Annotated in this window: 15 protein-coding genes and 1 pseudogene; all 16 read left to right on the top strand. The window is 70.5% G+C overall.

Annotated elements, in window-relative coordinates:
* Nucleotides 1-427: 427 nt before the first annotated feature.
* Complete coding sequence (locus tag ACWDA7_RS14745) at nt 428-1543, top strand: DegT/DnrJ/EryC1/StrS family aminotransferase (RefSeq protein ID WP_450604549.1); 1116 nt, start codon at nt 428-430, stop codon at nt 1541-1543.
* Nucleotides 1540-2565, top strand: coding sequence for a Gfo/Idh/MocA family protein (locus ACWDA7_RS14740; RefSeq protein ID WP_450604548.1), 1026 nt, complete (start codon nt 1540-1542; stop codon nt 2563-2565). The genes ACWDA7_RS14745 and ACWDA7_RS14740 overlap by 4 nt, the downstream gene beginning before the upstream one ends.
* Nucleotides 2555-4138, top strand: coding sequence for a glycosyltransferase family 4 protein (locus tag ACWDA7_RS14735; RefSeq protein WP_450604547.1), 1584 nt, complete (start codon nt 2555-2557; stop codon nt 4136-4138). Before ACWDA7_RS14740 ends, ACWDA7_RS14735 begins: the two co-directional genes overlap by 11 nt.
* Nucleotides 4135-5817 carry a glycosyltransferase family 2 protein gene (locus ACWDA7_RS14730; RefSeq protein ID WP_450604545.1) on the top strand — a complete coding sequence of 561 codons (1683 nt, stop codon included), beginning with the start codon at nt 4135-4137 and terminating at the stop codon, nt 5815-5817. Before ACWDA7_RS14735 ends, ACWDA7_RS14730 begins: the two co-directional genes overlap by 4 nt.
* A 9-nt stretch (nt 5818-5826) precedes the next feature.
* Nucleotides 5827-7110: a nucleotide sugar dehydrogenase gene (locus tag ACWDA7_RS14725; RefSeq protein WP_450604544.1), complete on the top strand. Its 1284-nt coding sequence runs from the start codon at nt 5827-5829 to the stop codon at nt 7108-7110.
* Between the two features lie 61 nt (nt 7111-7171).
* Complete coding sequence (locus ACWDA7_RS14720) at nt 7172-8476, top strand: hypothetical protein (RefSeq protein ID WP_450604543.1); 1305 nt, start codon at nt 7172-7174, stop codon at nt 8474-8476.
* A gap of 105 nt (nt 8477-8581) precedes the next feature.
* Complete coding sequence (locus ACWDA7_RS14715) at nt 8582-9208, top strand: acyltransferase (RefSeq protein ID WP_450604542.1); 627 nt, start codon at nt 8582-8584, stop codon at nt 9206-9208.
* Between the two features lie 291 nt (nt 9209-9499).
* Complete coding sequence (gene rplU, locus ACWDA7_RS14710; protein WP_359390976.1) at nt 9500-9820, top strand: 50S ribosomal protein L21; 321 nt, start codon at nt 9500-9502, stop codon at nt 9818-9820.
* A 14-nt stretch (nt 9821-9834) separates the two neighbouring features.
* Nucleotides 9835-10089 carry a 50S ribosomal protein L27 gene (gene rpmA, locus ACWDA7_RS14705; RefSeq protein WP_450604541.1) on the top strand — a complete coding sequence of 85 codons (255 nt, stop codon included), beginning with the start codon at nt 9835-9837 and terminating at the stop codon, nt 10087-10089.
* A 121-nt stretch (nt 10090-10210) separates the two neighbouring features.
* A complete protein-coding gene (gene obgE / locus ACWDA7_RS14700) occupies nt 10211-11647 on the top strand; it encodes a GTPase ObgE (RefSeq protein ID WP_450604540.1) in 1437 nt (478 codons plus the stop codon).
* Between the two features lie 815 nt (nt 11648-12462).
* Nucleotides 12463-14012 (top strand): annotated as a pseudogene (locus tag ACWDA7_RS14695) (alkaline phosphatase D family protein).
* 352 nt (nt 14013-14364) lie between these two features.
* Nucleotides 14365-15864: a D-ribitol-5-phosphate cytidylyltransferase gene (locus ACWDA7_RS14690; protein ID WP_450604539.1), complete on the top strand. Its 1500-nt coding sequence runs from the start codon at nt 14365-14367 to the stop codon at nt 15862-15864.
* 213 nt (nt 15865-16077) lie between these two features.
* A complete protein-coding gene (locus tag ACWDA7_RS14685) occupies nt 16078-18150 on the top strand; it encodes a hypothetical protein (protein WP_450604593.1) in 2073 nt (690 codons plus the stop codon).
* Nucleotides 18151-18379: 229 nt separating this feature from the next.
* Nucleotides 18380-19579: a glycosyltransferase family 2 protein gene (locus tag ACWDA7_RS14680; protein WP_450604538.1), complete on the top strand. Its 1200-nt coding sequence runs from the start codon at nt 18380-18382 to the stop codon at nt 19577-19579.
* 187 nt (nt 19580-19766) lie between these two features.
* A complete protein-coding gene (proB, locus tag ACWDA7_RS14675) occupies nt 19767-20894 on the top strand; it encodes a glutamate 5-kinase (protein WP_450604537.1) in 1128 nt (375 codons plus the stop codon).
* Nucleotides 20895-21040: 146 nt separating this feature from the next.
* A complete protein-coding gene (locus tag ACWDA7_RS14670; RefSeq protein ID WP_450604536.1) occupies nt 21041-21529 on the top strand; it encodes a hypothetical protein in 489 nt (162 codons plus the stop codon).
* The last annotated feature ends 34 nt before the right edge of the window (nt 21530-21563 follow it).

Here is a 21563-nt window from a genome sequence, read left to right as displayed (position 1 = left end):
CGAAGAAGCGCGGGACACCGGTGAAAACCACGGTGTCCCGCGCTTTTTCTGTGCCCCGCCGCTCCGTCGCACCATCGGTTTCCGCACCGCGTCGTCACTCTGTGTGCGAGCTGCGATGAACGTGAGTCAAACCATGGTCTCTCTGCCGTAACCCAGGGGAAAAACTTTGTTCCAGTGCTGGTAACGTAGCTGCGGCTCGGCGCTGATGACAGCGCGTCGAGTCGCAGCCGACGTGCACGCACACTCGTGTCGTCCGCGACGGCTGTCTTCACGCAGGGACCTTCAGGGGGTCTTCCGCGAAAGCCGTTCGCCGCCGCAGACATCGGCGAACTCCCGGGTATGCGGACACGCGCGTCGACGCCGTCCCTTCCCGACCTATGCACAACGTGGTGCGCCCTCGAGGTCGCCGAACAGGAGGGGGATGTCGATGTCCGACACTCACGAGCCGATACCCGCCGCCCGACCCGTGATCGGTGAGGACGAGATCGAGGCCGCGGTGCGCGTGCTGCGCAGCGGCCGGGTCGTACAGGGACCCGAGGTAGCGGCCTTCGAGGCGGAGTTCTCCGAACTGGTGGACATGCGGCACTGCGTCGCGGTCAACTCGGGCACCTCGGCGCTGCACTTGACGCTCCTCGCCCTCGGTCTCGGGCCGGGCGACGAGGTCATCGTGCCGTCGTTCTCCTTCGCCGCCTCCGCCAACGCCGTGCGCCTCGTGGGCGCCGACGTGGTCTTCGCGGACATCGAGCCCGACACCTTCTGCCTGGACCCGGCGGCCGTCGAGGCCGCCATCACGCCACGCACCGCGGCGATCATGCCCGTCCACCTGTACGGCCACCCCGCCGCCATGGACCGGATCATGGCCATCGCCGAACGGCACGGCCTGGCCGTGGTGGAGGACGCCTGCCAGGCGCACGCGGCCGCGCTGCACGGAACTCCGGTCGGCGCGTTCGGCACCGCCGGAACGTTCAGCTTCTACCCGACCAAGAACATGCACAGCCTCGAAGGCGGCATGGTCACCACCGCCGACGCGGACATCGCCCGCACCCTGCGCCTGTTGCGCAACCAGGGCATGGAGCAGCGCTACGCCAACGAGATCGTCGGCGCCAACATGCGCATGACGGACGTCTCCGCCGCGATCGGCCGGGTCCAGCGCGCCAAGCTCGCGGGATGGACCGAGCAGCGCATCGCCAATGCCGCGTACCTGACCGAGCACATCACCGCGCCGAACGTGATCACCCCGCGGGTCGCCGAGGGCGCCCGGCACGTCTACCACCAGTACACCGTGCGCGTGCGGGGCGACCGGGACGCCGCCATGGCGCGCCTCGCCGAGGCCGGCATCGGCAACGCCGTGTACTACCCCACCCCGATCCACCGGCTGAAGCCGTACTGGGAACCGGACCAGAAGGCCGGTCGCACCTGGGACCTGCCCGAGACCGAGCGCGCCGCCGCCGAAGTCGTCTCGCTGCCGGTGCACCCCGCCCTGTCCGCGGGGGACCTGGAGCGCATCGCGTCCGCCGTGAACGCCCTGGGGGAGCAGCTGTGAGCGCCGCCAGAACGCTGAGGGCCGGACTCGTCGGCCTGGGTTCCATGGGGCGTCATCACGCCCGTGTCCTGTCCGGTCTTGAGGGCGTCGACTTCGTCGCGGCCGTCGACCCGATGGGCGACAAGCACGGGGCCGTCCAGGGCGCGCCCGTCCTGAACACCGTCGACGAACTCATCGCCCTGGGCATCGACTACGCCGTCGTGGCCTGCCCGACCGCCCTGCACGAGGAGGTCGGTCTGCGGCTCGCCGAGGCCGGTGTCTGCGCGCTGGTCGAGAAGCCGGTCGCCGCCACCGTGGAAGGGGCGCACCGGCTCGTCGAGGCCTTCGAGTCGCGCGGCCTGGTGGCCGGTGTCGGGCACATCGAGCGGTGCAACCCCGCGCTGCGCTCGCTGCGAGCCCGTCTGGAGGCCGGTGAACTCGGCGACGTCTACCAGGTCGTCACCCGCCGACAGGGGCCCTTCCCGCACCGCATAGCGGACGTCGGCGTGGTCAAGGACCTGGCCACCCACGACATCGACCTCACCGGCTGGGTGACGGGGCGCAAGTACGTCTCCATCGCCGCGCACACCGTCTCCAAGAGCGGCCGTGAGCACGAGGACATGGTCTCCGCGGTCGGCCGTCTGGATGACGGCACCATGGTCAACCACCTGGTCAACTGGCTGAGTCCGCTCAAGGAGCGCTTCACCTCCGTGACCGGCGAGCGCGGCTGCTTCATCGCCGACACCCTCACCGCGGACCTGACGTTCCACTCCAACTCCGCGGTGGCGACCGAGTGGGAGGCCCTGCAGGCCTTCCGGGGTGTCGCCGAAGGGGACATGATCCGCTACGCCATCCCGAAGCGCGAACCGCTCCTCGTCGAGCACGAACTGTTCCGCGACGCCGTGCTGGGCAAGCCCGCCGACATCTGCACCCTGCGCCAGGGCACGCGGACGGTGGAAGTGGCAGCGGCGGTGCTCGAGTCGGCGCTGGACAACCGCAGCGTCTCACTTCTCTCGGAGGACCTGGCCATCCATGGCAGCTGAGAACCACGGGTCGGCGGACCGTACCGCGCGCGGACGGATCGTCATGCTCGTCGACAACGGGGTCAACGGCGACTCGCGCGTGCAGAAGGAGGCCCGCTCGGCCGCCGAGGCAGGCTGGGACGTCGTCCTGCTGGGCAAGTCGAAGAGCAAGAAGGAGCAGACCTGGCGGATCGGGGACGCCGAGGTGCGGCTGCTGCCCGTCCCCGGCCCGCTGTTCCGCCGCCGTCACGAGTACCGGCGCGCCGTACTGCGTTCCCCGCTGGCCTACCGGCCCGGTCCGCTGGCCGCTTACCGGCGGCAGAAGGTCAAGGCCCGGCGTGCCGACCTCAACATCCGGCTGATCCTCGCCAAGCAGGAAGGGTCGGCCCTCGGCCGGCTGCGGCTGCTGGTGCCCCGCCTGACCGCCCGGCTCCTGGACTCCTGGGTGACGATGCGGCACCGCAGGACCAAGGCGCTGGAGAAGCGGCGCAAGGACATGGACTCCGCGCTGGACAGGTTCACCACGGCCTTCTGGCAGCGGACCATGGGCGACCGCAGCTGGCGGAGGCTCGACCCGCATCTGTGGGACTTCGAGCTGGCGTACGGGAAGGTCATCGACGAACTCGGTCCCGACATCGTCCACGCCAACGACTTCCGCATGCTGGGCGTCGGTGCCCGGGCGACCCTGCGGGCCCGCGCCAAGGGCCGGAACATCAAACTCGTCTGGGACGCCCATGAGTTCCTGCCCGGCATCAAGCCGTGGAACTCGCATCCGCGCTGGCACATCGCCCAGTGCGCGCACGAGCGCGAGTACGCGCGTCACGCCGACGCGGTGACCACGGTGTCGGACACGCTCGCCGGGATGCTGCAGGAGCGGCACGGGCTCGCGGCCCGCCCCACCGTCATACTCAACGCCCCGGACGCGGAGATATCCCCCGAGCAGGCCGCCGAGCCGGTTCCGGACCTGCGCGAGCTGTGCGGCATCGGGCACGACGTCCCGCTCACCGTCTACAGCGGCGCCGCCGCTCCGCAGCGCGGCCTCGACATCATGGTCGAGTCCCTGCCGCTGCTGCCGGAGGTGCACACCGCCTTCGTCGTCCTGAACACCGAGTCCGACTACATGAAGGACCTGCGGGAGCGCGCGGAGGAGCTGGGGGTCGCCGAGCGGCTGCACATCCTGCCGTACGTGCCGCACTACCAGGTGGTGCGCTTCCTGTCGGCGGCGGATCTCGGGGTCATCCCGATCCACCACTGGCCGAACCACGAGATCGCGCTCATCACCAAGTTCTTCGAGTACTCCCACGCCCGGCTGCCCCTTGTGGTCAGCGATGTGAAGACGATGGGCGCGATGGTCGAGCAGACCGGTCAGGGCGAGGTGTTCCGGGCCGAGGACGTGGAGGATTACGTGCGTGCTGTGAAGTCGGTGCTGGGCGACAGCGAGCGCTACCGGAGCGTCTACGACGGGACCGGGCTCCTCGACCAGTGGACCTGGGAGGCGCAGGCCGAACGGCTGGACGCGGTCTACGCAGAGCTGCTCCCCACCGCCAAGTCCCGCCCGGCGGCCGACCGCAGACCGGTGGAGGCACGGGTATGAGAGCCACTCCCGCCGTCAGCGTCGTCGTCGCCGTCTACAACACCATGCCCTATCTGACGGAGTGCCTGAACTCCCTGATCGGGCAGAGCATCGGCCTGGACCAGCTGGAGATCGTCGCGGTCGACGACGGTTCCACCGACGAAAGCGGGCGGGAACTCGACCGCTTCGCGGAGCTGCACTCAGGCACCGTCAAGGTGATCCACCAGGCCAACTCCGGTGGCCCGGCCGCCCCCAGCAACCGCGCGCTGGAGGTCGCCACGGGCCGCTATGTGTACTTCATCGGCTCGGACGACTACCTGGGCCCGGAGGCGCTGGAGCGCATGGTGGCCTGCGCCGACGAGCACGGCTCGGACGTCGTCGTCGGCAAGATGGTCGGCACGAACGGCCGGTACGTCCACCAGGCGCTCTACAAGAAGAACGACCCGGACGTCAGCCTCTACGACTCCGCCCTGCCGTTCACCCTCGCCAACACCAAGCTGTTCCGCCGTGAACTGGTCGAACAGTACAAACTGCGCTTCCCCGAGCACCTGCCCGTGGGCAGCGACCAGCCGTTCACCATCGAGGCCTGCGTGCGCGCACGCAAGATCTCGGTGGTGGCCGACTACACCTGCTACTACGCGGTCAAGCGCGGCGACGCCAGCAACATCACCTACCGTGCCGACCACCTGGCCCGGCTGCGGTGCACGGCGGAGATCATGGACTTCACGGCCGGGCTCATCGAGGAGGGCCCCCGCCGCGACGCGGTCCTGCGCCGGCACTTCACCTGGGAACTGGCCAAGCTCGTCCAGGACGACTTCCCGGACCTGGACCGCGCCGTCCAGCGCGAGATCTGCTCGGGCATCGCGCGGCTTGCCGACACCTACTTCACGGACGGCATCCGCGACGCCATGGACGTGAAGCGGCGGGTGCGTATCTGCCTGGCCCGCGCCGGCGCGATCGACGAGTTGTGCGAGGCGATCACCTCGGAGAAGGCGAACGGCGCGCCTCCGTTCGTCCTCGAGGACGAACGCGCCTACGCCCGCTACCCGGGCTTCCGCGACCCCCGCGTGGATCTGCCCGACCGCTGCTTCGAGCTCGTCGGGGAGGCCGTGCCCGGCCGCCTCGCCAAGGGCACCGAACTCCTCGCCTCCGCCTGGGAGCAGGAGGAGAACCGGATCGCCTACACGGCCTCCGTCCGGGTGCCCGTCCTCGGCGATGTCCACGGCGCGGTCCTGCGCCTGGCGAACAAGGCCATGCCGGCCACGGCGGACAAGCCCGGAGCCCGGAAACTGTCGGCCGATCACGGCCTTCCGGCCCCGGTGGGCCACTTCACGGCCGAGCCCGCTCAGGACGGCGCCGCCACCGTGCTGCACGCCCACCTCCCGCTGGAGCGGCGCACCGCCAAACTGGGCGTCCGCGTCTACCTGGACGTGGCCGGCTCGACGTACGAGATCCCCGTGCGCGGCAAGGGCAAACCCATGCCGCTGGCCCGGCGCTGGGGCGGCCATGAGGACCCCTACCGGGCGGCCGCCCTGGTGAACGACAAGGGGCGTGTGGTGATCGCCACGGCGCAGATGTTCCCGCCGAAGCAGCCACTCGTCTCCCGGGTGAAAGCGACCCTCGCCCGGCGCCTGAAGCCCGGACCGGTCGGCTCGAAGCCGAACGAAGCCAAGAAGCCGAACGGTTCCAGAAGGAAGTAGCGACCGTCCATGAACATCTGTGTAGTAGCGCTCGGCAAGATCGGGCTTCCGCTCGCCGTGCAGTTCGCCTCCAAGGGCCACCGGGTCATCGGCGCGGACGTCAACGAGAAGGTCGTCGAGTTGGTCAACGCCGGGAACGAGCCGTTCCCCGGTGAGCACGACCTGGACGTCAAGCTGAAGCAGGCGGTCGGTGCCGGGCTGCTGAGCGCGACGACGGACACGGCGGCCGCGGTGGCCGAGGCCGAGGCCGTCGTCGTGGTCGTCCCGCTGTTCGTCGACGCGGAGGGCGTGCCGGACTTCGGCTGGATGGACGCCGCCACCCGGGCGATCGCCAAGGGCCTCAAGCCGGGCACCCTCGTCTCCTACGAGACAACACTGCCGGTCGGCACCACCCGCACCCGCTGGGCGCCGATGCTCGCCGAGGGCTCGGGCCTGACCCCGGGCGAGGACTTCCACCTGGTCTTCTCGCCGGAGCGGGTCCTCACCGGCCGGGTCTTCGCCGACCTGCGCCGATACCCCAAGCTGGTCGGCGGCATCGACGAGGCATCGACCCGCCGGGGTGTGGAGTTCTACGAGTCGGTCCTCGACTTCGACACCCGCGAGGACCTGCCCCGGCCCAACGGGGTCTGGGACCTGGGCACGGCCGAGGCCTCGGAGCTCGCCAAGCTCGCCGAGACCACCTACCGCGACGTCAACATCGGCCTGGCCAACCAGTTCGCGCGCTTCGCGGACAGCAACGGCATCGACGTCAAGAAGGTCATCGAGGCCTGCAACTCGCAGCCGTACAGCCACATCCACCAGCCGGGCATCGCGGTCGGCGGCCACTGCATCCCGATCTACCCGCGGATGTACCTGTGGAACGACCCGCAGGCCACCGTCGTGCGCTCCGCGCGCGAGGCGAACGCCGCGATGCCGGAGTACGCCGTGGACCTGCTGGCGGCCGCCTATGGCGACCTGACCGGGGTGAACGTCCTCGTGCTGGGCGCGGCCTACCGCGGTGGCGTGAAGGAGACCGCGTTCTCGGGCGTCTTCCCGACCGTGGAGGCGCTCAAGGCACGCGGCGCCGTCCCCTACGTCTCGGACCCGATGTACACGGCCGAGGAACTGTCCGCGCTCGGTCTGGCGCCGCACGCCGGTGAGAAGGTCACCGCGGCGATCGTGCAGGCCGACCACGCCGAGTACCGTTCGCTCACCCCCGCCGACCTCCCGGACGTCACCGTCCTGGTCGACGGGCGCCGCACGACCGACCCGGAGGCCTGGAAGGGCGTCCGACGGGTCGTCATCGGCGGCTGACGCGGCCGATCGTACGTCGCGGCCCCGGCCTGCCGGGCCGCCCCACGCTCAGGAACCGGACGTGCCCCTCGCCCCCACCGCCCCCACCGCACCGGCCGTGGCGCGGACCACCGCCCGAGTGCGCCGCAGGGCTGCCCTGCCGCTGCTGGTCTGCGTCCTGTACGCCGTACTCCAGCTCGCGGCGGGGCCGCAGTGGACCCTCTTCCCCGACTCCTACCGCTATGCGCGGGCGGCCGAGCAGTACCTCGGTGCCTCACGCCAGGAGGCGCACCGTACGGCCCTCGCCGCCTACTGCGAGAGCCGTGCCGAACGCTCGGCCCATGACCAGCGGCTCCAGCCACTGGTCCGGCGGAGCGAGCGCGCCATCGAGGAGACCGAGGAGAAGGCGTGCCTCGACCGCTGGGCCGACGCGCCCGACATCACCACCAATGACCCGCGCTACCAGGCCATCTTCTCCACCCGGCCCGGCTACCCCCTGCTCGCGGCGCCGTTCGTCGGAGCCTTCGGCGTGCTCGGCGGCATGCGGGTGCTGGGACTGATCACGGCCGCGGCGGGCTCGCTGATCGTGTTCGGTCTGCTGCGTGGCGCGGGGCTCACCCGGCGGGCCGCCGCGGCCGGCCAGGTGACGTTCCTGGCTACCCCCCTCGGCTGGTGGAGCGCCCAGGCGCTGGGGGAGGGGCTGTTCACCGTCTGCACGCTCGGTGTGCTGTGGGGCGGACTCCTGCTGATCCGGCGCCGGTCCGTGCCGGGCGCGGCGGCGCTCACGATCCTGTCGTACACGGCGGCGGCGGTCACCCGCTATTCGTCGGTGCTGGTGCTCGCCGCGCTGCTGGCCGCCGCCGCCCTCGCCGCCCTCTGCTTCTCCGGCCGGCTGCGCCACCGGGGTACCGCCGCGTTCGCGGGTCTGTCCGCGGCGGCCGCCGGGGGTGTCGTCGTGGCGATGCGGATCCTCGGCCTGCCGTCCTCGCGGACCACTCTGCAGGACACCTTCACCCATCACTTCGCGGGCCCGGAGGTCTCCGATCCCTGGCGGGCGCTGCTCGGCCTCGCCGGGCAGTTCTGGCGGGACTGGGCCGCCGATCAGGCCTCCATGCCCTACTTCCTCCTGCTCACCGCCGTTGCGGCATGGGCCCTGGCCACATACGGTGACGGGCTCGGCTGGCTCGCCCTCGCGACCTCGCTCACGGGGGCCTCCCTGGTCACCGCTCATCCACTCGTGCAGGAAGCCGACCGTCTCGGAGTCCTGATGTGGATGCCCGTCGTCCTGGGTCTGCCCTTGATCGTCGACCGCCACTGGGCCACGCGTCCGGTGCGAGGGCCGGAGATACCCTGTGCCGGCGCCTCCGCAGGGGGCCGACCTGGCTGAAGGCGGGCCAGGCGGCCGCCGGACACGCATCCTCCGCCTGGGACGGACCGTCGTCCGCGACGTTTTCGACCGGCTGCCGCTCGGCGGCCACAGGAAGGTTCAACAGTGAGCTACACCATCAAGCCCACCGCTCAGGTGGACGAGAGCGCCGAGCTGGGCGACGGGACCACCGTGTGGGAACTCGCGCAGATCCGTGAGAAGGCACGTCTCGGCGCGGGCTGCGTCATCGGCCGCGGAGCCTACGTCGGCACGGGCGTGCGGATCGGCGACAACGTCAAGCTGCAGAACTACGCCCTGGTCTACGAGCCGGCCGAGCTCGGCGACGGTGTCTTCGTCGGCCCCGCCGTCGTCCTCACCAATGACCAGTACCCCCGCTCCGTCGACCCCGAGGGCAAGCTCAAGCGCGGCGGCGACTGGGAGGCCGTCGGCGTCAAGGTGGCCGAGGGGGCCTCGCTCGGCGCCCGTTCGGTCTGCGTCGCCCCGGTCCGCATCGGCCGCTGGGCGCTGGTGGCGGCGGGTGCCGTCGTCACCAAGGACGTTCCGGACTTCGCGCTGGTGGCCGGTGTTCCCGCCCGCCGTGTGGGCTGGGTCGGCCGGGCCGGGGTGCGGCTCGTCGAGCGGGAGGGCGAGCCGGGCGTGTGGGAGTGCCCGCAGACGGGTGCCCGCTATGCGGAGCGCACGGCCGACGGCGCCGAGGGCTCGACCGTGCTGACGGAGCTTCCCGCCGAGTGATGCGTGGGGCCGGCCGCCGGCAGGGGAGGTCGCGGATCTCCAGGACTGCTACCCAGGGGGCCGCCGGTCTCTGTCCCGGCCGGCTGCGTGCCCCGACGCACGACTGCCCCGGTTTGACCCCTGCGCGCCGGGCCCCGTAGTCTTGACCGTCGGCGTGTCGACTGACCCGCCACATCCCCGTAAACCTCTTTCCTTCCGGGAACGCTTCGTGACCGGGAGAGGCCGTCCGTGTTCATGCCCGGACGGCTGGACTGCGGGGGTGCCGTTCCCGAGCGAGAGAGTGAGATCCGCGTGTACGCCATCGTGCGCAGCGGTGGTCGCCAGCACAAGGTTGCTGTCGGCGACATCGTTGAGGTTGACAAGATTTCCACTGCCAAGGTTGGCGACACGGTCGAGCTCTCGACCCTGCTCGTTGTCGACGGCGACACCGTGACCAGCGACCCGTGGGTGCTGGCCGGCATCAAGGTCCAGGCCGAGATCGTGGACCACCACAAGGGCCAGAAGATCGACATTCTGCGCTACAAGAACAAGACCGGCTACCGTCGTCGTCAGGGCCACCGCCAGCAGTACACGGCGATCAAGGTCACTGAGATCCCCGCGGCTGCGAAGTAAGGGACTGAGGAGAAATGGCACACAAGAAGGGCGCATCGTCCACCCGGAACGGTCGCGACTCCAACGCCCAGCGGCTCGGCGTGAAGCGCTTCGGCGGTCAGGTCGTCAACGCGGGTGAGATCCTGGTCCGCCAGCGCGGCACCCACTTCCACCCGGGCGCCGGCGTCGGCCGTGGCGGCGACGACACGCTGTTCGCACTGCAGCCCGGTGCGGTGGAGTTCGGCACCTACCGTGGCCGCAAGGTCGTGAACATCGTTCCGGTCGCCTGACCCGAGCGCTTCGTTCGAACCTTTCGCGAGGCGGACCTCACTTCCCGAGTGGGAAGGCGGGTCCGCCTTTCGCGTGTTGACCCCTTGTTAGTACCCGTAACGTCTTTGGAGGCACTGCACCATGACCACCTTCGTAGACCGCGTCGAACTGCACGTCGCCGCGGGTAACGGAGGCCACGGCTGCGCCTCCGTGCACCGCGAGAAGTTCAAGCCGCTCGGCGGCCCGGACGGCGGCAACGGCGGGCGGGGCGGCGATGTGATCCTCACCGTCGACCAGTCCGTCACGACGCTTCTCGACTACCACCACTCCCCGCACCGCAAGGCCACCAACGGCAAGCCCGGCGAGGGCGGCTTCCGGGCCGGCAAGGACGGCCAGGACCTGGTCCTGCCGGTGCCGGACGGAACGGTCGTGCTCGACAAGGCGGGCAATGTGCTCGCCGACCTGGTCGGGCACGGGACGTCGTACGTCGCCTCCCAGGGCGGCCGCGGTGGCCTCGGCAACGCGGCGCTGGCCTCCGCCCGCCGCAAGGCGCCCGGTTTCGCGCTGCTGGGCGAGCCCGGTGACCTGCAGGACGTCGTCCTCGAACTGAAGACGGTCGCGGACGTGGCCCTCGTCGGCTACCCGAGCGCGGGCAAGTCCTCGCTGATCTCCGTGCTGTCCGCCGCCAAGCCGAAGATCGCCGACTATCCGTTCACCACCCTTGTGCCGAACCTCGGGGTGGTCACCGCGGGCGACACCGTCTACACGATCGCGGACGTGCCGGGGCTGATCCCGGGCGCTAGCCAGGGCAGGGGGCTCGGTCTGGAGTTCCTGCGGCACGTCGAGCGATGCAGCGTGCTGGTGCACGTACTGGACACGGCCACCCTCGAGTCCGACCGCGACCCCGTCTCCGACCTCGACGTCATCGAGGCCGAGCTGCGCGAGTACGGCGGCCTGGACAACCGTCCCCGCATCGTCGTCCTGAACAAGACCGACGTACCGGACGGCAAGGACCTGGCCGAGATGGTCAGGCCGGATCTGGAGGCGCGCGGGTATCGCGTCTTCGCGGTGTCCGCGGTGGCCCACCTGGGCCTCAGGGAGCTGTCGTACGCGCTCGCCGACCTCGTCGCGCAGGCACGTGCCGCCAGGCCGAAGGAAGAGTCGACGCGGATCGTCATCCGGCCCAAGGCCGTGGACGACGCCGGCTTCACCGTCACCCGCGAGGACGACGGGCTGTTCCGTGTGCGCGGCGAGAAGCCCGAGCGGTGGGTCCGCCAGACCGACTTCAACAACGACGAGGCCGTCGGCTATCTCGCCGACCGGCTCAACCGCCTCGGTGTCGAGAAGGAGTTGATGAAGGCGGGTGCCCGGGCCGGTGACGGCGTGGCCATCGGGCCCGAGGAGAACGCGGTCGTCTTCGACTGGGAGCCGTCGGTGACGGCGGGTGCGGAGATGCTCGGCCGGCGCGGCGAGGACCACCGGATGGAAGGGGTACGGCCCGCCGCCCAGCGCCGCCGGGAGCGGGAGGCCGAACGAGACGAGGCCGACCAGGAATTCGACGGCTTCGAGCCGTTCTGAGCGACCAGGGGTTAGCGGGGCTCGGGCCGGGTGACGTCCGCTGGGGGCCCGCCCCCAGCGGACGGTCCGTTGCACGGACAGCTGGTGCCACGGCCAGCCCGTTGCAGGGACAGCTCGTGATCGGCCGGACAGCGTCGTCCTCGGACGGGCCTGATCGGCCGACGAGCTTCACCCCCCGGCTCCGGCCCCGCCGTTGGCCCCGGTCCCGGCCTCGGCCCCCCGGCTCCGGCGTCGGCTCCCGTCTCCGGCTCCGGCCTCGGTCCCGGGCCCCGGTCCCGGTTTTGACCCAGGGCCTCACCCCCGCCGCCAGGCAGATCACTGCCAACCGGCTCGGCCCCCGCCTCCGCTCTGGCCTGCGGCCCCAGGCCCTCGGTCCCGGCCGCCGCTCCCGGCTCTGGCCTTGGCTTCCGGCTCCGGGCCTCGGCCCGGGCCCCGGTCGCGGCTCCCCGTTCTGGCCTGCGGCCCCAGGCCCTCGGTCCCGGCCGCGGCTCCCGGCTCTGGACTTGGCCTTCGGCCCTGTCCTCCGGCTCCGGTCCTGATCCCTGGTCTCGCCCCCGCCTCCAGAGTGATCACTGCCAACCGGCCTCGGCTTCGGCCTCGGTTCCCGGCCCCGGCCCTTGCCCCCGGCTCCGGCCTCGGCCCCCCGGCCTTGCCCGGCCCCCGCCGCCAGGTGGATCACTACCCACCGGCCCCGGCACCCCCGCTTCTGGTCATGCGTTTGTCATGCTCGTGCTCCATTCCGTTCAGTGGTGGGGTCGCCACGGCGTGTGAGTCTCGTCAGGTCGAAGAGACTCGCGACGCAAGGGAGTTCGGGGATGGAGCGAACAAACTCCACCGATCGACGCCGATTTCTCGCCAACAGTGCCGCGGTGCTCGGGGCCACCGCCGCCGCCCAGCTGTGGCTGCCACAGGTCGCGCAGACCATCGAACCGCCGCTGCCCCACGGCGTCTTCAGCCTCGGCGTGGCGTCCGGCGATCCGTTGCCCGACGGCATCGTGCTGTGGACCCGGCTCGCCCCCGAGCCGCTGAGCGGTGGCGGAATGCCCGACCGCGCCGTGACGGTGCAGTGGCAGGTCGCCGAAGACGAGCGGTTCAAGGGCATCGTGCGGCGCGGCACCGCGCGGGCGGTGCCGGGGCTCGGGCACAGCGTCCACGTCGATGTGCGCGGCTGCGCCCCGACCGCGCGTACTGGTACCGGTTCCGGACCGGCGGGCAGATCTCGCCCGTCGGGCGCACCCGCACGGCTCCCGACCCGCAACGATCCCGGGGGCGGCTGCGTGTCGCGCTGGCCTCCTGCCAGAACTGGCAGCACGGCTACTTCACGCCGTACGCCGACATGCTCGACCAGGACCCCGACGTCGTGCTGTTCGTCGGGGACTACATCTACGAGGGCCGGCCCTCGAACACCGCGGTGCGCCGCCACGAGGGCGCTGACGAGCCGTACACCCTCGTCCAGTACCGCAACCGCCATGCCCAGTACCGCACCGACCCGCTCCTGGCCGCCATGCACGCCGCCGCGCCCTGGGTGGTCACCTTCGACGACCACGAGGTCGACAACGATTTCGCGGGCGAGGTCCCGCAGGACCCCGACAAGCAGTCCCACCGGGCGTTCGTGGCCCGGCTGACCGCTGCCTACCAGGCGTACTACGAGCACATGCCGGTCCGTACGAGCGCCGTGCCCAACGGGCCGCACATCCAGATGTACCGGCGTCTGGAGTTCGGGCGCCTGGCCCGGCTCAACGTGCTGGACACCCGGCAGTTCCGCACCGACCAGGCGACCAGCCAGAAGGGCGCCCGCAACCCCTCCGCGACCATGCTCGGGGCCCGGCAGAAGCGCTGGCTGCTGGACGGGCTGCACCGGTCGCCGGCCCAGTGGAACCTGATCGCGTCGCAGATCATGATGGCCGAGACCGACCTCCAGGTGGGCCCCGGCAAGCTCTGGTACTACGACGCCTGGGACGGCTACCAGGCGGAACGCAACGCGTTCCTGAAGGAGCTCGCGACGGTCCGCAACCCGGTGGTCCTCTCCGGCGACCGCCATATGACGATGGTCAGCGACCTCAAGCGAGACTTCGCCGACCCGCGCTCCGCCGTGGTCGGTGCCGAGTTCGTCGGCACCTCCATCTCCAGCGGTGGCGACCCGGACCTGAAGGGCTTCCACCGCGACTGGGACCCGCGGAAGGCGGACAACCCCCACTGGAAGCTGATCGACACCCACCGCGGCTACCACCTGTTCGACATCCGCCACGACGGCATCGACGCCCAGGTGCGGGTGCCGTCGACGGTGCTGCGGCCCCGGTCCGCCTCCCGCACCTTCGCCCGGCTGCGGGTCCAGGCGGGGAAGCCGGGCGTGCGCCTGGTGTGAGGCACCCCTCCGTGGCGCGCGGTCGTGCGGCCGCGCGTCATGGCCATCACGTGCGGACCTCTGTCTCCGTCACCGAGTGTTCAGGCCGTTGTGCCCTCAGTGAGCGCCCCCCGGACGCCTGCCCTCGTCACCGGAACGCAATGCGAGGGAAAGCGGGAGGATAACGCGTGAGAAACGTGTGGAGTTACTCACAGCAAATCCGGACAAGTCGGGCACGTCTCAGGTAATCGTCGAGGGTGCCAGGTAAATAGGAGGTTGCGCTTACATATGCATCAGACGGCGCTCACCTTGCACTTCGCTTACCGAAAGTGGGACCATCCGAAGGTTCCCTGAAGCCCGAGGTAGGTCACCTGTGTCTGAGCGCATAGCCAAGCCCCGTACCACCGCAGTGATCCTGGCTGGTGGCACCGGTCAGCGTGTGGGTCTGTCGATTCCGAAGCAGCTGCTGAAGATCGCCGGAAAGGCGGTGATCGAGCACACGCTGACCACCTTCGAGAACGCGGACTCCATCGACGACGTGATCGTGCTGATGGCGCAGGGCTATGTGCCGGACGTGGAGAAGATCGTCGCGAAGTCGGGCTTCACCAAGGTGACGCACATCATCGAGGGCGGCGCCACGCGCAACGAGACCACCGAGCGCGCCATCGCCCTGCTCGGCGAGGGCCTGGCGGCGGGCGAGGACCGCAACGTCCTGTTCCACGACGCCGTGCGCCCCCTGCTGTCGCAGCGCGTCATCGACGACTGCGTCGCGGCCCTGGAGCGCTACCAGGCCGTCGACGTCGCCATCCCGTCCGCGGACACGATCATCGTGACCCGCACGCACGGCGAGGACGGCGAGTTCATCACCGAGATCCCGGACCGCTCCCGGCTGCGCCGCGGCCAGACCCCGCAGGCCTTCAAGCTCTCCACGATCCGCCGGGCCTACGAGATCGCCTCGGGCGACCCCAACTTCCAGGCCACGGACGACTGTTCCGTCGTGCTCAAGTACCTGCCCGACGTGCCGATCCACGTGGTCGCGGGCGACGAGTACAACATGAAGGTCACGCAGCCCGTCGACGTGTTCATCGCGGACAAGCTGTTCCAGCTCGCCTCCACCGCCGCGCCCGCGCAGAACGGCGATGAGGCCTACCGCGAGCTCCTCTCCGGCAGGACCGTCGTCGTCTTCGGCGGCTCGTACGGCATCGGCCAGGACATCGCCGCGCTCGCCGAGTCCTACGGGGCCACGGTGTACGCGCTGGGCCGCTCCACCACCGGCACGCACGTCGAGAACCCGGAGGAGGTCGACGACGCGCTGTCCAAGGCGTACGCCGAGACCGGGCGCATCGACTACGTCGTCAACACCGCCGGTGTGCTGCGCATCGGCAAGCTCGCCGAGACCGACAACGCGACCATCGAGGAAGCGCTGAAGGTCAACTACCTGGCGCCGGTGCAGATCGCCAGGTCCTCGTACAAGTACCTGGCCGAGACCAAGGGCCAGTTGCTGCTCTACACCTCCAGCAGCTACACCCGCGGTCGCGCCGAGTACAGCCTCTACTCCTCGACCAAGGCCGCCATGGTGAACCTCACTCAGGCCCTGGCCGACGAGTGGGCCGCCGACGGCATCCGCGTCAACTGCATCAACCCGGAGCGCACCGCCACCCCGATGCGCACCAAGGCGTTCGGCCAGGAGCCGTCCGGCACGCTGCTGTCCTCCGAGGCCGTGGCGCGCACCTCGCTCGATGTCCTCGTCTCCGAACTCACCGGCCACGTCATCGATGTGCGCCAGCAGGACCCGACAGCGGACGCGGGCAGGGCGTCCGGCTTCGAGGCGGCCCTGGCGGGTGTCCTGGACCGCGAGGACGGCGCGGCATAAGCGGATTTTCCCTTGTCCTCGGAATTCAGGCCTCTGTGATTGCGCGACGAATGCGCGGGCGCAGGGGCCTGACTCCTTGAAATTCCGGACCGGCCCACAACCAGTTTCCACAGCTTTTTCAAAGAATTTCCGAAACTTTTCTCCGTACCATCACCGGCACTCCCTTCAAGAGCAGGTTCCTCCGTGATTTCCACCGCTATACGCGTTGCCCGGGTGGGCAGTGCGGCCGAGCTGGCCGCGGCGGCCCTCATGATGCTGGGCTTCCCCGCGCTGACGCTGGCCGCGCTCCTCCCGAGCGTCGGTGCCTTCGCGGCCGCGGCCGCAGTGACGTACCTGGCGGACCACTATCTGCACCGGCGCGGCAGCTATCTGATCAACCGCCTCGGCAAGGTGCGGGCGGGTCTCTCCATCCGGTTCCTGATCCGGCAGCTGCTTCTGGTCCTGCTCCTGGCCCGGTCCGCCCTCTCCAGTGACCCGGTCTTCTACGCGGCGGTGGCCTGCTTCCTCGCCTTCTACGCCTTCCAGGCCCCGCACGGCGCCCTGGTCACCCTGATCCGCAACCGCCGCAGGATGCCGGTCGCCACCCGCAACGTGGACCTCGCCTCGCGGATCCGCATCCCCGGCGCGCCGCCGCGCCGGCTGATGGGCCGCGCCGCGGAGAAGATGCTCCACCTCGACCTGCCTGCGGTCATCGGCCTGCTCCTCACGGCGGCCACCCACAAGGCCGTCTACGGCTTCACAGGCGTCGGGCTCACCCTGGTGCCGGCCTTCCTCTACGTGGCCGCGCTCGCCCCGTACGTCCGCGGCCGGAGGATCCCGCCGAACGCGGAGACGGTGCTCAAGGCCCTCAGTGGCTGGCTGCGCGAGTACCGCCCCGAGACGGTGCTGTACTTCTCCGGCTCCAAGGACTCGGCGTACCAGGTCAACATGTGGCTGGAGACGATGGAGCAGTTGGAGACCCGGCCGCTGATCATCCTCCGCGAGCGCGTCATCCTGCAGAACCTGGCGCCCACCACGGTCCCGGTCGTCTGCGTGCCGGGAGGGGTGCACCTGATGAACATGGACCTGTCCACCGTGCGCGTCACGCTGTACGCGGCGAACGTCGGCAAGAACATCCACATGCTGCGCGTCCCGACCATGAAGCACGTCTTCATCGGCCACGGCGACAGCGACAAGCTCGCCAGCGTCAACCCGTTCAGCAAGGTGTACGACGAGGTGTGGACCGCGGGCCGTGCGGGCCGCGACCGCTACGCCATCGCCGATGTCGGCGTCCGCGACGAGGACATCGTCGAGGTCGGCCGCCCGCAGCTCGCGCCCATCCAGTCCTGGCAGGGCGTGCCCGAGGGGCGCATCCCCACGATCCTCTACGCGCCCACCTGGGAGGGCTGGGACGACAGCCCGGGCAACACCTCGCTGCTGCTGGCCGGCGAGAACATCGTGAAGAAGCTGATCGCCGCCGACCGGCCCGTCCGCGTCCTCTACAAGCCGCACCCCTTCACCGGCACCCGCAGCGCCAAGGCGGCCGCCGCACACCGGCGGATCACCGCCCTGGTCGAGAAGGCCGCCGCCGAACGTGCCGCCGACCCGCGCTTCCAGGCCGACGCCGCAGCGCAGCGCAAGGCCCAGGCGGAGCTGGTCCGGATCGAGGGGCGGCTGGCCGAGCTGGTCGGCCCCGTCGGGGACAAGGACGACGAGGCCGAGGCGACCCGCGACGGTCTGGTCGACATGGCCAGGCACGAGGAGGTCGCCCGGCTGCGCGCCGAGTGGAACGACGCTTACTGGCGCTCCTTCGGTGCCGCGGAGCACCGCGTCATCACGGCGGCGCAGCCGCGCCTGTACGACTGCTTCAACGTCTCCGACGCGATGGTCTCCGACATCTCCAGCGTGGTCTCCGACTTCATCGCGAGCGGCAAGCCGTACGCCGTCACCGACTCTGCCGAGCTCGGCGCCGAGGAGTTCAAGCGGCAGAACACGGCGGTGCGCGCGGCCGTGATCCTGTCGAACTCGGCGCGCGAACTGGACCAGCTCCTGGCCGCCGTCCGGGACCCCGAGGCCGACACGCTGACCGCCGAACGCCAGGAGCTGAGGCGCTATCTGCTCGGCCCGGACGAGCCGACCTCGATCGAGCAGTTCAACAACGCCGTGCGCGATCTGGCGGAGAAGGCGGAGATCCGCAACCGCGGCCAGGAGTCCGTGGCCCACGCACTGGCAGCCGGGTCGGCGAGCGGGGTGCCGTCCCAGCGCACCACGCCTGCGGACGAGACGAACGACGTGGTCAAGGGCTGATCCGCAGCACGGACAACGCAGACAAAGGGGCCCGGGCGCCCGAGGAGCAATCCTCGGCGACCGGGCCCTTTCCTTGTTCTTACCCTGGGCGTCTACCCTGGTTTACTGTCTGTTAGTCGTGTGACCTGCGCCACGATACCCTCGGCGGAGGCAACCCTCGTACCTCGTCGGCCCTCTAATAGGTAATCGTTGATGAGATACGGGGAAATCCCGTGACAAGGGGGGAAGCGTGTCCGCTGCGCAGCCTGATGTGACTGTGATCATCGGGGCGTACGAGGCGATGCCGTACCTGGTCGACTGCCTCGAGTCCGTCGAGTCACAGACCCTGGACCCGTCGCGTATCGAGGTGGTCGCCGTCGACGACGGTTCGACGGACGGGACGGGTGACCATCTGGAGGAGTTCGCCAAGCGGGCACCCATGACCGTCAAGGTCATCCACCAGGAGAACTCGGGCGGACCGAGTGGTCCGCGCAACGTCGCCCTGGCCCAGGCCCAGGGGCGTTACGTCTTCTTCCTCGACGCGGACGACCGGCTCGGCACCGAGGCGCTGGAGCGCATGGTCGCCATGGCGGACGAACACAAGACCGACGTCGTGCTCGGCAAGGTCGTCGGCGTCAACCGCACGGCCCCCAAGTCGATGTGGGGCAAGACCCTGCCCCGGACCGACGTCTTCTCCTCGAACATCAAGTTCACGCTGAGCGCGCAGAAGCTCTTCCGGCGTGAGCTGCTCACGCGGCACGGCATGCGCTTCGACGAGTCGCTGAAGACCGGTGAGGACGCGCTGTTCACGATGGAGGCCTACCTTCGCGCGGACGGTGTCTCCGTGATCTCCGACTACACCTGCTACTACCTGGTCGGCCGGGACGACGGCAAGCACGTGACCAAGAGCGGCAGCTACACCCTGCGCTTCGACTCGGCCCGCGCCCTGATGAAGCTCATCTCGGAGCAGGTGCCCGCGGGCCCGCGCCGGGACGCCCTGATGGTCCGCCCGTTCCTGATCACCCTCCTCCCGCAGTTCGGGCCCGTCTTCCTCAGGGACAGCGAGGAGGTGCGCGCCCACAAGCTGGAGCTCGCCGCGCCGATGATGGACGCGTACTGGCACGAGGGCGTCGCCCGGCGGCTCAAGGTCAACGAGCGGCTGCGGTTCCACCTGGTGGCGCGGGGCCGGGGGGACCTGCTGGCCGACGTACTGGAGTTCGTCAAGTCCAAGAAGGCGCCCACGGTCTTCATGGACCCGCGAGCCGGCAAGGCCTACCTCGGCTACCCGCACTTCCGCGACCGTGCCGCGGAGCTCCCGGACGACTGGTTCGTGCCGACGACCACCGAGACGGTCACGGTCGAGGCCTTCAAGCCGGTGCCGCCGGCGGTCCACTTCCGCCGGCTGCGCAAGGCGGCCCGGCGGGTGCTGAAGGCGCGACGGATGGTCTGAGGGGGCGTACGCCGGGGGCACGCCCGCGCAGGCGCGCCCCCGGAACGCACCTGTCTCCGCCGTGCCCGGATCGTGAACCACTCGTCGCGGGAGGCCGGTCCGCCTGCTGGACCGGTGCGCGGCACCCGTGCCCCTTCGCGTAGATTGCCGGGCGGGGAGCCGGAACGTGTGAGGGGAAGCACAGCAGGTGGCAGGGGCAAGGCAGGCCGTGGCACAGGCCCATCGGATCGTCGTCAAGGTGGGCTCCTCCTCGCTGACCACGGCGACGGGCGGGCTCGACGCCGACCGCGTCGACGCCCTCATCGATGTGCTCGCCAAGCACCGCAGCGGGGGAGAGAGGGAGATCGTCCTCGTCTCCTCCGGTGCCATCGCCGCCGGTCTCGCTCCCCTCGGTCTGCGCCGCCGCCCCCGTGACCTGGCCCGTCAGCAGGCCGCGGCCAGCGTCGGCCAGGGCCTGCTGGTGGCCCGCTACACCGCCTCCTGCGCCCGCCACGGCATCCGGGTCGGACAGGTGCTGCTCACCTCCGACGACACCAGTCGCCGCGCCCACCACCGCAATGCCTCCCGCACCCTCGACAAGCTCCTGGCGATGGGCGCGCTGCCCGTCGTCAACGAGAACGACACGGTGGCCACGGACGAGATCCGCTTCGGCGACAACGACCGCCTCGCCGCGCTCGTCGCCCACCTGGTCCACGCCGATCTGCTGGTCCTGCTGTCGGACGTGGACGGGGTCTACGACGGGGACCCGAGCAGACCCGGCACCTCGCGGATAGCGGAGGTGCGGGGCCCCGAGGACCTCGCGCACGTGGAGATCGGCAGCGCGGGCAAGGCCGGCGTCGGCACCGGCGGCATGGTCACCAAGGTCGAGGCGGCCCGGATCGCGGCCGCCGCCGGCATCCCCGTGGTGCTCACCTCCGCCGTGCACGCCGCCGACGCCCTCGCGGGCCGGGACACCGGCACCTACTTCCACCCCACCGGCAAGCGCTCCGCCGACCGGCTGCTGTGGCTTCAGCACGCCTCCACCCCGCAGGGCTCGCTCACCCTCGACGACGGGGCCGTGCGCGCGGTCGTCGAACGCCGCAAGTCGCTGCTGCCCGCCGGTATCGCGGCCGTCGAGGGCGACTTCGTCGCGGGGGACCCCGTGGAACTGCGCGACAGCGAGGGGCGGGCGGTGGCACGCGGGCTCGTCAACTTCGACGCCAAGGAGATCCCCCGGCTGATCGGCCGCTCGACACGGGAACTGGCGCGCGATCTGGGACCCGCGTACGAACGCGAGGTCGTGCATCGGGACGACCTGGTCGTCCTGCACCCGTAACGGGCCGAAAAGGCCCGAGCGCCGGGGTCTTCCGGTGGGGGACGTTCCGTAAAACCGCCCCATGGAGCCGTGCGGCCTGCTCCACTTTGTCTCGGGGATGCGTTTTGGGGACACATTCCGCACGAGTACTGCGTAAGGAGGCCGTCGTGAGACGAGTGCGCCCTGGGGTGGCGGCGTTCCGCGGTCGCGGCACCTCCGGTGGCTCTCATGACGGCGCCGCTCCCCGCGCGACCGGGGAGGAGCGAACCCTGATCGGCGTCGGGGCCCAGGACGCCTACGGGGAGCCGGGCGACCTGCCCCGGCTGTGGCACGTCACCCTCAGCGTCTCGGGCGAGGAGGCCCCGCTGAAGGAGGTCCGGCGCGCGCTCGAGCAGCTCGCCCACGACCACCCGTTCCTGCTGACCAGCCGCTACGCGGGCGACCACGCGGAGATCCGGTACTGGGAGGAGGCCCGGGACCTGCACGACGCCGCCGCGGTCGCCCTGCGCCTGTGGGGCGAGCACCGGCAGAGTGCGGGGCTGCCGCCCTGGGAGATCGTCGGCCTCGAGGTCATCGACCGCGAGACCTACCACCAGCGCGTCGCCGAAGGGTACGGACCGCCACCGGCGACACCGGTCGGTGTTCACCCGTTTTGAGGGTGTCTCGGTGTGTGGGACGAGCCGTGGACGG

Source organism: Streptomyces sp. NPDC001156 (assembly GCF_053598275.1).
The sequence above is the reverse complement of the archived record's forward strand: the minus strand, read 5'-3'. Positions and strand labels throughout refer to the sequence as shown.